We start from the raw sequence: 11409 nt of genomic DNA, 5'->3' as shown, positions 1-11409 counted from the left end.
GCACAACCGAGCCCGTCTCCACTATCCGCTCAAACAAATGGACCCCGCGCGCCTCAACGCGCGGATCGCCAACTCCAAGCCGTTCCATGCCAATCCCCAATCCATCACCGGATCAATGAATCAGCTTATTACAAACTTGAATACCCACTTCCGTGCATCCGGTAGACCCCCGAGGAGAGGGCAAAGACGAAAATCTCTTCCCTTTCGCTTCGACCTCCCCCATCGCCCCGGCGCATGATCGAGCACATCCTGGGCATCCTCGCCACCTTCACCATCTGGGTTATCTCCAGCGGCGGCTATCTCGGCATCGCGCTGCTGATGGCGATCGAATCGGCATGCATTCCGCTGCCGTCCGAAATCATCATGCCGTTCGCCGGCTATCTCGTCTCGACCGGGCAATTCAATCTGTACCTGGCGGCAACGGCCGGTGCGATCGGCTGCAATATCGGTTCGATCCCGGCCTATGAACTGGGCAAGCGCGGCGGCCGCCCGGCGATCGAGCGCTGGGGCCGTTATGTCCTGATCGGCCCGGGCGAACTCGACGCCGCCGATCGCTTCTTCGCGCGCTTCGGCAATTCGGCGGTGCTGATCGGCCGGCTGCTGCCGGTGATCCGTTCGTTCATCGCCTTTCCCGCCGGCGTGGCGAAGATGAAGCTGCTGCCGTTCCATATTTACACGTTTGTCGGGTCATGGCCGTGGTGCTTCGGCCTGGCCTGGCTCGGCATGGTCCTGGGCGAGAAATGGAACAGCGACCCGCGTCTCAAGGCCGCGTTCCACAGCGCCGATGCGCTGATCGGCGTGGTATTGTTCGCCGGGATCGCCTTCTATATCTGGCACCGCGTGCGGGGCATGAAACGCAAGCCCTAAGCCGGCGGCATTCGCGCGGCGAGCGCCAGCGTGCGTTTGTCGCGATCCGGCGCGCCGCGCGCCGCCAGCGCCTGATAGCGGGCGAGTGTTGCCGCATCGGCGCGATCTGGCGATCCTGAATCGAACGGCGGCGCGGGATCATATTCAAGGCTGAGCTGGACCAGCCGGGCATGATCCTCGCCGCGAATGGCGGCGGTCAGCGCGAGGCCGAAATCGATGCCCGCCGTGACCCCGCCGCCGGTCACGCGATTGCGATCGAACACCACGCGATCATGCACCGGGATCGCGCCGAATGCTGCAAGATGCTGGTGCTGCGCCCAATGCGTCGTCGCGCGATAGCCGCGCAACAACCCCGCCGCGCCGAGCAGGAGTGCCCCGGTACAGACGCTGGTCACCCAGGTCGCGCCAGCCGCCGTCGAGCGCACCCAGGCCATCGTCGCGTCATCCTCGCTCGCATCGGTGACGCCGAAGCCGCCCGGCACGCAGACGATGTCCGGCTGGCTCACGGTCGCAAACGTCGTGGTCGGCAGCAGCGCAAAGCCCGAATCGGTCGCGACCGGATCGAGCGACCTGGCGACGAGATCGATCGTCACATTGCCAAGCCGCGACAGCACTTGGGCAGGGCCGGTCAGGTCAAGCTGTGTAACGTTCGGGAAAAGCAGAAAGGCGACGCGGATCGGGGACAGTTCGACCATGGGAATCTCTCCTTATACGGTGAGCTTGCCCAGGCGAGCGGCGTGGATCGGTCCCGCTTCCCCGTGGTGCTCCACGCTTCGCCAGTCACGCGACCATCGCTGGATTACTCTCCGTCGATGCGTCCGACAAGGCCGCGGCACGGACCAGGAACCAGAGCAGCGGCAGCGCAAGCGCCAGATACAAACCCAGCCCGAAGCCGCGCCGCCATCCCCACCAATCGCTCGGCAGGGTGGTGATCCCAAGAGTCAGGAAATGCGTCATCACCGGGTCATAGACCGGAAAGCTGAACCCATGCGGCGCGGCGATCTCCGCCGCCGCGATGGCCAGGTTGATGAACATGCTCACGGCCATCAGCCCGGCAAACCAGCGCCGCCCGATCCGGCCCGATACCTGCCAGAGCGGTGCGAGGCCGAGCGCGAGGAAACCGAGCGCGGGCACGGAATGGCGCGGCCCGGTCGAATGGCCGCCGTCCCAATAATAATAGGAGGAATTATACAGCAGCACGATGATCGTGATGGCCAGCGCAAGCCAGCCGAGGTCGCGGGTCTCGCGCGTTCGGATCAGCCGGGACAGGGCGAATGGCGCGAGGAGCAGAATCGGTGCGACATAGATCAGGCCACGCTCCGGCCCGGCAATGATCTGCGCCAGCACTTCGATATGCGGATAGGTCAGGCCGAACAGCCCCTGCTCCATCCCCTCGAAGCCGACCACGCCCTGATAACCGACCTTGAACGGCACGCCGAAGGCGATTTCGTTATAAACGACCATCGGCACCAGCGCGACGAGTCCTGCGGCGGCGGCCAGGCCGGCGAGCGTCAGGCGCTCAGGCCATCGCAGCTCGCGCGTACGCCAGATCGCCCACACACCAATCGCGAAGCCGGGCAGGGCCGCAGGCAGCTCGACCACGATCGCCCAGCCGAGCGCGCCACCGAGCATCAGCGGATAACGCCAGCGGCCGAGTTCACGCGGCCCAGAAGTGCCGCGCCACACCGCCCAGGTCGCTATCAGCAGCAATGCGCCGACCGGTGCATGACCGAACAGGGTGGTCGACCAGCCCCAGGCGGGTGTCGCCATGGCATAACCGAGTGCCGCGATCAGGCCCGCTTTAACATTGCCGGTGATGCCGGTCGCCAGATCGAACAACAGCACCGCCGCGAAGGCGATCAGCACCGCAACCGTTGTCGCGACCGCCAGGCGCAGTCGCAATTTCACGAAAGTTTCAAAACGCGCATCGCCGAAATCGGGCGTATGCTGGTCCGCGCGGTCACCTGTCAGCAAGTCCGCGATCCATACCGCCGGCATCGCCATCAGCGTCATGCCGGGCGTCTTATCGGTATAATAATGCCCCCCGAACTGCGCCTTGTCGATCGTCATCGGGTGGAATTCGTCGATCGTCGCGTCGCCCTGTTCGACCAGCGAAATCGCGGCGAACAGCCGCGTCGAATTGTTGGGATTGAACTCCCACGATCCGAACCAGACGCACGACAGCCAGGCGAGCAGGAACAACCCCATCGCGATCGCATGCGGCGCACGCACGATTGGCGTTTCTTTCACGCGATCAACCGAACAGCCAGGTGCCGAGCAACCGCCCGAACGGCAGCGTAAAGAACCCCGCGATGATCAGCGCGCCCAGCACCATGCCGCGCACCGCGCTGCGGTGGCGCGCGATATTGTGCGTCCGTGCGCTCCACCAGATGATCGGCACCTGAATCAGCGTCCATGCCGACAGGATGTGGATGAAGCCGAGACCACCGCGATTGGAGAGACGAATTTCGAAAGAGATCGACGCGGTTGCCATCATCGCGACCAGCCAGACCGTGCCGAGTGCGCGATGCGGCCGATCGCCCCTACGCCGCAGCAGCATCACCGGGGTAAGTGCAAGCGCGGTCAAAACCGTCGCGAGATGAGCCCAGACCTGCCATGGCAACAGGCCCCATTGCGCATGCCCCTTGGCCAGTGCGACGAGCACGACCAGCAAAAGCGCGATCGCGGCAAAGGCGAGGATTCGCTCGAAATTATCGGGCGCGAGCGATTTCGGCCGTGGCGCCGGATAGGTATCAGCGAGCGTTGCCATCATTTCCCCGCGACCGGCGACCTATACGACCACCCGGAACCGTCTCTAGCGCGCGGGCAACGCGGTGCAACCGCTTATCAGGGCAGCGAATCCTGCACCTGCTCATTGGCCTTCTTCTTGGCCTTGTTTTCGCTTCGTGTCCGGTTGGCCTGCTGCACGAAACAGCCGCTCGCGCCGCCCGGTCCGACCGTGGTGCAGCTGCCGATACCGCCCGCACCCGCCTGATCGTTGGACTGGGCGCGGACCGCCCAGCTTTCATTCTCCGGCGTGACTTCAAGCTCTCGCAATTCCTTGGGGATGCGGAACTGTTCCTGTGCGCTGCGCCGTTCGCACACGACGATTTCGTTGCCGTTCGGATCGGTGGGACATTTTTGCGTGCCGTAGATCACCAGCACGCCATTCTGCGGCGCGTTCTGGGCGAATGCCGGTACGACGGCTCCGCCGGTGGCGAGTATGGTTGCGGCGAATGCCGTGCGAAGTGCGAGTTTCATCGGCCTTGCTCCTGTCCGACCAAACGACGCTCCAGCGCCGTTCGCGTCTCCATGAATTCAATCATATCCGTTTCGCCGTGGCGATCGCGACGCGACAACCCAGGCGAATCGCCGCGCTCAGCAACGGATAGGCGATCGCCATCTCCGCGCCCGCGGCGAGCGCCGCTTCCTTATGCTCGACCTCTTCGGCCTGGAAATCCAGTACCGCGGCAGAGAGTTCGGGATCGCTGTCGCCGAGTTCGACCAGCTGATCGGCGTAATGCTTGTCGATCTCGGTCTCGACCGCGACGGTACAAGCCATCGCCGCCGCCGGCCCGAGCGCCGCCGTCACCGCACCGAGCGCGAAGCCGGCGACATTCCAGAACGGCTGCAACAAAGTCGGACGCACGCCACGCTGCGCGATCATCGCATCGAAAAAGGCGCGATGGCGTTCTTCCTGATTGGCCATGCCGGCGATTGCGCGCGCGGCCGGCGTACGGTCGCCCATCACCGCCAGCTGCCCGGCATAGATCCGCGTCGCGCCATATTCGCCCGCCTGATCCACCCGGATCATGCTGTGCGTGGCACGCTTCGCGTCACCGGGTTTCCAGCCGCTCATCTACGTCGATCTTGTAGCATCAACCACAAGATGGTGGCGGCACCGCCTAGTGAAAAGATCGCATTGAACCCAGCGAGCGAGATTCCGAACAGGTTCCATTGCGCCACGTCGCAGCGGATCAGCGGCGCGCCCATGATGCGCGCCAGCATCTCCTCCGGTGTACCGCCCGATTGGGTGATCGTCGATGCGCAGGCTGTGATCCCCTGCCACCAATGATATTCGACCCCGGCATGGAACACGCCGATCGCGCCGCTGGTCGCGATCGCCAGCGCGGCAAGCATCACCAGCGGGCGCCGCGCGGCCGGCGGCACAAAGAAGGCGAAGCCGGCCAGGGCAATCGCGGTATAATGCGGCCAGCGCTGCCAATGACACATCTCGCACGGATATAGCCCGCCCCAATATTGCGAGAGCAGCGCCCCCGCCATCAGCGTGACGGGCAGGAAAAAGGCGAGCTCGTGCGCCAGCTGGAAACGCGTGCGCGACATTATTTGCCCGATGCCATCTTCGGCGCGGCACCGAGTCGCGCGATCGTCTTCAGCGCATAATCGAGCTGGAAGTCCGTCACCCCCTTGGTCTTGAGCTGGTCGGGCGTCGCGCTGTAGCGCGGATCGTCCTTGGTATCCTCTTCCAACACCGCATTGTCGGCCTTGACCTCGTTGATCAGATGGCGACGCAGATCGGCCTCACGGAACACCGGGCGCGTCTTGAAATCGGGATCGGAAATCTGCGGCACCTTGATGTCGGGCTCGATCCCGCCCTCCTGCACCGACCGGCCCGACGGCGTGTAGTAACGCGACGTCGTCAGGCGCAGGGCCGAGTTGTTGCCCAGGTCGAGCACGGTCTGCACCGATCCCTTGCCGAACGATCGAACGCCCATGACCAGCGCGCGGTGGTGATCCTGCAGCGCGCCGGCGACGATCTCCGACGCCGACGCCGAGCCCGAATTGATCAGCACGACGACCGGAAGCCCGTGCGAGGGGTCGCCATTCTTGGCGTAGAACCGCTCGATATCGCCCTTTTCACGGCCGCGTTCGGAAACGATCTCTCCGTAATTGAGGAAATTGTCGGCGACGTTGATCGCCTCGTCGCGCAAGCCCCCGCCATTGTCGCGCAGATCGACGATATAACCGAGCGGCGCATGGCCGAGCGACTTTTCGATCCCCAGCATGCCCGCCTTCACCGCGGCACCGGTGTTTTCGGAGAAAGTGTTGATGTTGAGGATGCCGATGCCGTTCTTGACCTCCCACTTCACCGGCTTCTGCACGATCTTCTCGCGCACCAGCGTCACCTCGATCGGCTTGTCGCGGCCCGGACGAACCAGGGTCAGCGCGATCTTGCTGCCCGGCGTGCCGCGCATCTGGGTGATCGCCTCGTCCAGGCTCAGGCCGTAGATCAGCTTGCCGTCGATATGGGTGATGTAGTCGCCCGACTTGATCCCGGCGCGGAAGCCCGGCGTGTCCTCCTGCGGCGCGATGACCTTGACCGCGCCGTCCTCCGCCGTGACGGTCAGGCCGAGCCCGCCATAGCTGCCCATCGTCTGGATCCGCAGATTGTCGTAATCGAGCCCAGTCTCGAACGCGCTGTGCGGGTCGAGTGCGGCGAGCATGCCGTCGATCGCACCCTTGATCAGAGTCTTGTCGTCGACCTTGTCGACATAGGCGCCCTTCACCCGATTGAAGACGTCCATGAACTGGTCGATCTCGCGATAAGCATCAGTATCGACCTGCGCCATCGCGGCGGTCGCTGTCGGCACGAGCGCGAGGATGGCGGCGATCGCGGTGGCCTGGATAAAGGGACGAGCCATTGAATTCCATTTCGGGAAGAGCGTGTTGCCGCGACTCTAGCGGCTAATTCGGCACGATCAAAGCGGCCAGAGGATGAACAGGGTCTGAGCGGTCGGAGTTCGTTTGAGAATTCGCGAAAAAGACCCTCAACCGATCAGCGGTGTCATATCGACCGCTCGCCCCTTGCGGCGCAGTTCGATGGTGACGCGCGGGTCGTCGCCCTTGGTCGCACGGCCGATCGGCGCGCCCTGGCCGACACTTTCGCCGACCCGTACCGAGGTCGCGCCCAGGCCCGAGACGAGCGAGGTCCAGCCATTGCCATGGTCGATGATGACGATCGTGCCATAACCACGAAACGCGCCGGCATAGGCGATCCGTCCGGCCGCCGGCGCGACCACCGCGGCTTCGGCGGCCGAGGCGATGGTCAGACCGCGTGAGCGCACGCCGGCATCGGAGAGTTCGCCCAGCCCGATAACCACCTTGCCGAGCACCGCCAGGCGATATGGTGGCGAACCGTGCGACCATGACACGCTGTCGAACGGCGAGGCGACTTCGCCCGGTCGCGGCGGACGCGGCAAGGGGCCGGGCAGCGATTCGAGGCTTTCGCGCACCGCCGCCTGATTGCCGAGTTGATCCATCAGATCGACGATATCCCGCGCCCGCTCGCCCATGGCGATGGCGCGGTCGGATTCGAACAGCGCGTCACGCCCGAGCGAGCGCGAGCGCAGCCGGTGTTCGGCCTCGAGCCGGGTCAGCGCAAGGCGCTGCGCCTCGAGCCGGGTGCGGCTGTCGGCCAGCGTCCGGGTGGCCAGCGCGGCATCCGCCTGCAGCGCGCGCGTCCGCGCGAGATCGGCGCGGACATCGGCGGTGCGGGCATGGATCACCGGCAAGCTGCTCGCCAGCACCGCGCGGACATGGACGATGTCGTTGACCGATCCGGGCTGGACAACGCTGATCAGCACCGGACGGCGCGCCAGCGACTGCAGCGCCGCGACCAGCCGGACGATCGGCCCCTGACGCTCCGCAAGCCGCGCGCGTTGCTCACCGAGCTGGCGGCGGATGATCTCGATCCGTGCCTGACCGGCGGCGATATCGGCCTCGGCCTGCTGGACACGTGCGGCGACGGCGGCTTCCTGCGCACGCGCCTGGCGCGCCTGGTCGCGTTCTCGCCCGGCCTGCGCCTCGAGCCGCTGCGAGCGGAGCGCGGCGGCCTGGGATTGCGCCTTGGCCTCGGCGAGCCGTTGCTGCTGGTCCTGAGCGGGAAGCGATGGCGCACCCAGGCCGATGGCAGCGGCACCCGCCACGACCAAGCCAGCGATTTTGATGCCGCCCCGCATGCCGCTCATCCTTCGCGGTGATAGGGGTGGTTGGCAAGGATGCTCGCCGCGCGCCACAATTGCTCGGCGAGCATCGCGCGGGCGAGCATGTGCGGCCAGGTCGCGCGGCCGAACGAGAGCAGCAGGTCGGCGCCGTCACGCTCGGCATCGTCGAAACCATCAGCCGCGCCGATCATGAAACGTGTTTCGCGCACGCCGTCGTCACGCCAGCGGCCGAGCTTTTCGGCGAAAACGCGCGAGGGCAGCACATCGCCGGTTTCATCGAGCATGACGATACGCGTCTGCGGCTCGACCAGCGGCATCTTGCCGCCGGTATCGGGCAGTTCCGTGACTTTGGTCGGCCAGGAAAGCCGCTTCAGATAACGCGCGACCAGTTCCGCCTCGGGGCTCTGCCCGATGCGGCCGCGCGCGACGATGTGGAGCAGCAAGGCCTAGAGTCCGTTTGGAAATGCGCCGCCGGCGCATTTCAGCGGCACCAGCCCGCTTCCCCACCCGGCCACCCACAGAATATCCTGAACGGGTGGCCGGGTGGGGAAGCGGGCCGGTGCCGCTCCAAAATTCGTTCTTTCGCGAATTTTCGAACGTCTCTCAGTCGTCAGAATCAGCGTCGAGCGCCGGTGCGTCCGGCACGAGCGGCGCGTCGCCGAACGCCCACATCCGCTCGAGATTGTAGAAGCTGCGGACCTCGGGGCGGAACAGATGGACGATCACGTCGCCGGCATCGATCAGCACCCAGTCGGCGGTCGGCAGCCCCTCGATCCGCGTCTGGCGGCCAAGCTCGCCCTTGATCTTTTCGGCCAGCTTCGACGCCATCGACGCGACCTGGCGCGTCGACCGGCCGCTTGCGATCACCATATGATCGGCGATCGACGATTTGCCGGCAAGCGGGATGGAGATCGTGTCGACCGCCTGATCGTCGTCGAGCGACGCCAGGACCAGCTTGTGCAGTGCCTCGACCTCTTCCGGGTCGGTCGCGCGAATGACGGGTGAAGTTGAAGCCAAAACGATTCCTATGATGAGCGTGTTAATCCGGATTGCGGCAAGAAACGCCGTTGCCAGGCGGGATCGGCCTTGCGCAGCCCGGTCGCCGAGGTGGGGTCAGGGCGGAATCGCAACAGCACAAGTGCCGGCATTCTCCACGTCGTCCAGCTCTTTGCCTGGTATGCGGGCCGGATGAAGCGCCGCAACCAACCCATCGCGGGAGCCGCGCGAGCAGCCCGGTCATACCCCGGACGCGCGATTACCGCAATCGGAACCTCGCGAGCGATCCCGCGCCAGTTCCGCCACTGGTCGAACTGGGCGAGATTATCCCCCCCCATCAGCCAGATGAAGCGTTTCTTCGGATAGAGCCGGACCAGTTTGCCGAGCGTATCGGCGGTATAGCGCGTGCCGAGCCGTGCCTCGATATCGCTGACCCGGATCGGCGCATGCCGCGCCATCGCCCGCGCCGAGGCAAGCCGCACGGCCTGCGGGGCCATATCCCGCGCGCCATTCATGAGTGGGTCCTTGAGTGGATTACCGGGCGACACCAGCCACCACACTTCATCGAGATCGAGCGCGCAGATCGCCGCGAGGCTGATCGCGCGGTGGCCGCGATGCGCAGGATTGAACGAACCGCCGAGCAAGCCGATGCGGGTCATAGCTCACCCTCGATTTCGGTCAGCCAGTCTTCTCTCGCATGTCGAATACGCACGATTTCGATTCCGGCTTCGGCGACACGATAGACCAGCAGATAGGGCGTTGTCCGCACCCCCAGAACGCGAAATGGCTCCGCCAACGCGCGACCGATCCCAGGATAATCACGCAGCCGATCGGCTGTCGCGCGAATGGCGCGGAGCGTTCGGCCTGCAACGCCGCCATCGATCGGCTTGAGATAAAGGTCGATGGTTTTCAGATCATCAAGCGATGAAGGCGACCAGATCAGTCGCGGCATCGTGCCTCATGCTTCGCGATCATCGCGTCGAGTTCATCCATGACCACTTCGTGCGGGATCCCCTCGCCACGATCAAGTTCATCTATACCCTGTTGAACGAAAGCGAGAAATGCCTCTTCGCGGCGAGCCGCCTCGCCGACGACCCGAGAGATAAACCAAGAACGACTTTGTCCACGCGCCTCGACGATGCGATCGACGAGTTCGACCGTTTCCGTATCGAGCCTTGCGGTAATGACCGAAGTCTTGCTCATGATTCGAATGTATACATCAGATACACATCGTCAACCCCGCACCTGACCGGTACCGCGCACCACCCATTTATAGGTCGTCAACCCTTCCAGCGCGACGGGGCCGCGCGCATGGAGCCGGCCGGTCGCGATACCGATCTCCGCGCCCAGTCCGAATTCGCCGCCATCGGCGAACTGGGTCGAGGCGTTCCACAGCACGATCGCCGAATCGACCCCGGCGATGAAGCGTTCCGCGATGCCATCGTCTGCGGCAATGATCGCGTCGGTATGATGCGACCCGTGCGTCGCGATATGCGCCATCGCCGCATCGACCCCATCGACGATCGCGACCGAGGCGATCGCGTCGAGATATTCGGTATCCCAATCCGCATCGTCCGCGATCCCGACACCGGCATCGAGAGCGCGCGTCGCGGCATCCCCGCGCAGTTCGCATCCGGCCGCCCGCAGCGCAGCGGTCAGCCCCGTCGGATCGGGATAATCGCGGTCGATCAGCAAGGTCTCCATTGCGCCGCAGATACCGGTACGACGCATCTTGGCATCGACCACGACCGACGTCGCCATCGCCGGATCGGCCGATGCATGGACATAGACATGGTTGATCCCGTCGAGATGCGCGAGCACGGGCACGCGCGCCTCGGCCTGGACGCGCGCGACCAAGCTCTTGCCGCCGCGCGGAACGACCAGGTCGATCGCTCCTTCGGCGATAAGCATGGCGCCGACAGCGGCGCGATCGGTCGTCGGCACGAGTTGCGCGATATCGGCGGGCAGCCCCGCCTCCGCCAGCCCAGCGACAAAGGCGGCATGGATCGCGCGGTTGCTATGCACCGCTTCGGATCCGCCACGCAGGATCACTGCATTGCCCGCCTTGACACATAAGGCGGCGGCATCGGCGGTGACGTTGGGGCGGCTTTCATAGATGATGCCGATCACGCCGATCGGGACGCGGACCCGGCGTAGCACCAGCCCGTTGGGGCGGCGGCTTTCGTCGATTACCGCGCCGACCGGATCGCGTAGCGCGGCGATTGCCGCGACCCCGGCGGCCATCGATTCGATGCGACCTTCATCGAGCATCAGCCGATCGAGCATCGCCCCCGACAGCCCGATCTCCCGCCCATGCGCCATATCGAGCGCGTTCGCCGCCAGAATCTCTGCGGCCGCGTCGCGCAATCTTTGCGCCGCGGCATCGAGCGCACGCGATTTAGCGACGCACGGCAGCGCGGCAACCATGCGTGCGGATTGGCGGGCGCGGGCGCCCATATCGGCGATGAGCCGGACGGGATCGAGATCGAGAACGTCGGTAGCCATGACCGTGGCTATCACGCCCACCGCGCACGGCCAAATATTGATCGCCCAAAACGCTATCGTCTTTTCGCATCGTGAT

16 protein-coding genes and 1 riboswitch are annotated in these 11409 nt (G+C 65.1%); of the genes, 2 read left to right on the top strand and 14 right to left on the bottom strand.

The features are described from left to right. On the top strand, window positions 1–238 hold a 238-nt coding region (locus ACVWZA_RS16075; RefSeq protein WP_457312269.1), incomplete at its 5' end, for a hypothetical protein. Next, window positions 235–867 carry a DedA family protein gene (locus ACVWZA_RS16070; protein WP_457312268.1) on the top strand — a complete coding sequence of 211 codons (633 nt, stop codon included), beginning with the start codon at window positions 235–237 and terminating at the stop codon, window positions 865–867. The genes ACVWZA_RS16075 and ACVWZA_RS16070, both read left to right, overlap by 4 nt. Here the strand turns inward: ACVWZA_RS16070 and ACVWZA_RS16065 are convergent. From ACVWZA_RS16065 to ACVWZA_RS16000, 14 genes are all read right to left on the bottom strand, one after another. After that, window positions 864–1562: a DJ-1/PfpI family protein gene (locus tag ACVWZA_RS16065; RefSeq protein ID WP_457312267.1), complete on the bottom strand. Its 699-nt coding sequence runs from the start codon at window positions 1560–1562 to the stop codon at window positions 864–866. The two genes, ACVWZA_RS16070 and ACVWZA_RS16065, sit on opposite strands and share 4 nt — an antisense overlap. A 20-nt stretch (window positions 1563–1582) precedes the next feature. Then, window positions 1583–1661: riboswitch (ZMP/ZTP riboswitch) on the bottom strand. After that, on the bottom strand, window positions 1648–3099 hold the full coding sequence (locus tag ACVWZA_RS16060; protein ID WP_457312266.1) for a hypothetical protein: 1452 nt from the start codon (window positions 3097–3099) through the stop codon (window positions 1648–1650). Its footprint overlaps the riboswitch before it by 14 nt. Window positions 3100–3121: 22 nt before the next feature. Then, complete coding sequence (locus tag ACVWZA_RS16055) at window positions 3122–3637, bottom strand: DUF2306 domain-containing protein (RefSeq protein WP_457312265.1); 516 nt, start codon at window positions 3635–3637, stop codon at window positions 3122–3124. A gap of 77 nt (window positions 3638–3714) precedes the next feature. Then, window positions 3715–4128, bottom strand: coding sequence for a hypothetical protein (locus ACVWZA_RS16050; RefSeq protein WP_457312264.1), 414 nt, complete (start codon window positions 4126–4128; stop codon window positions 3715–3717). Between the two features lie 61 nt (window positions 4129–4189). Then, entirely contained in the window at window positions 4190–4726 is a 537-nt protein-coding gene (locus ACVWZA_RS16045) for a demethoxyubiquinone hydroxylase family protein (RefSeq protein ID WP_457312263.1), read from the bottom strand. Beyond that, window positions 4723–5211, bottom strand: coding sequence for a disulfide bond formation protein B (locus ACVWZA_RS16040; RefSeq protein WP_457312262.1), 489 nt, complete (start codon window positions 5209–5211; stop codon window positions 4723–4725). The genes ACVWZA_RS16045 and ACVWZA_RS16040 overlap by 4 nt, the downstream gene beginning before the upstream one ends. Beyond that, window positions 5211–6530: a S41 family peptidase gene (locus ACVWZA_RS16035; RefSeq protein ID WP_457312261.1), complete on the bottom strand. Its 1320-nt coding sequence runs from the start codon at window positions 6528–6530 to the stop codon at window positions 5211–5213. Before ACVWZA_RS16035 ends, ACVWZA_RS16040 begins: the two co-directional genes overlap by 1 nt. 126 nt (window positions 6531–6656) lie before the next feature. Then, window positions 6657–7847, bottom strand: a complete 1191-nt coding sequence (locus ACVWZA_RS16030; protein WP_457312260.1) for a murein hydrolase activator EnvC family protein — start codon at window positions 7845–7847, stop codon at window positions 6657–6659. Between the two features lie 5 nt (window positions 7848–7852). Next, a complete protein-coding gene (locus ACVWZA_RS16025) occupies window positions 7853–8275 on the bottom strand; it encodes a 23S rRNA (pseudouridine(1915)-N(3))-methyltransferase RlmH (RefSeq protein WP_457312259.1) in 423 nt (140 codons plus the stop codon). Window positions 8276–8435: 160 nt separating this feature from the next. Further along, complete coding sequence (gene rsfS, locus ACVWZA_RS16020; protein ID WP_457312258.1) at window positions 8436–8849, bottom strand: ribosome silencing factor; 414 nt, start codon at window positions 8847–8849, stop codon at window positions 8436–8438. 8 nt (window positions 8850–8857) lie between these two features. Then, the gene (locus ACVWZA_RS16015; RefSeq protein ID WP_457312257.1) at window positions 8858–9487 is read right to left on the bottom strand and encodes a nicotinate-nucleotide adenylyltransferase; all 630 of its coding nucleotides are present in this window, start codon (window positions 9485–9487) and stop codon (window positions 8858–8860) included. After that, window positions 9484–9780, bottom strand: a complete 297-nt coding sequence (locus ACVWZA_RS16010) for a type II toxin-antitoxin system RelE/ParE family toxin (protein WP_457312256.1) — start codon at window positions 9778–9780, stop codon at window positions 9484–9486. Before ACVWZA_RS16010 ends, ACVWZA_RS16015 begins: the two co-directional genes overlap by 4 nt. Further along, the gene (locus tag ACVWZA_RS16005) at window positions 9768–10031 is read right to left on the bottom strand and encodes a CopG family ribbon-helix-helix protein (protein ID WP_457312255.1); all 264 of its coding nucleotides are present in this window, start codon (window positions 10029–10031) and stop codon (window positions 9768–9770) included. Before ACVWZA_RS16005 ends, ACVWZA_RS16010 begins: the two co-directional genes overlap by 13 nt. Window positions 10032–10061: 30 nt before the next feature. Next, entirely contained in the window at window positions 10062–11333 is a 1272-nt protein-coding gene (locus tag ACVWZA_RS16000; RefSeq protein WP_457312254.1) for a glutamate-5-semialdehyde dehydrogenase, read from the bottom strand. Between the last annotated feature and the right edge of the window lie 76 nt (window positions 11334–11409).

The organism is Sphingomonas sp. UYAg733 (assembly GCF_054057355.1).
This window is presented reverse-complemented; position numbering and strand designations above follow the sequence as displayed.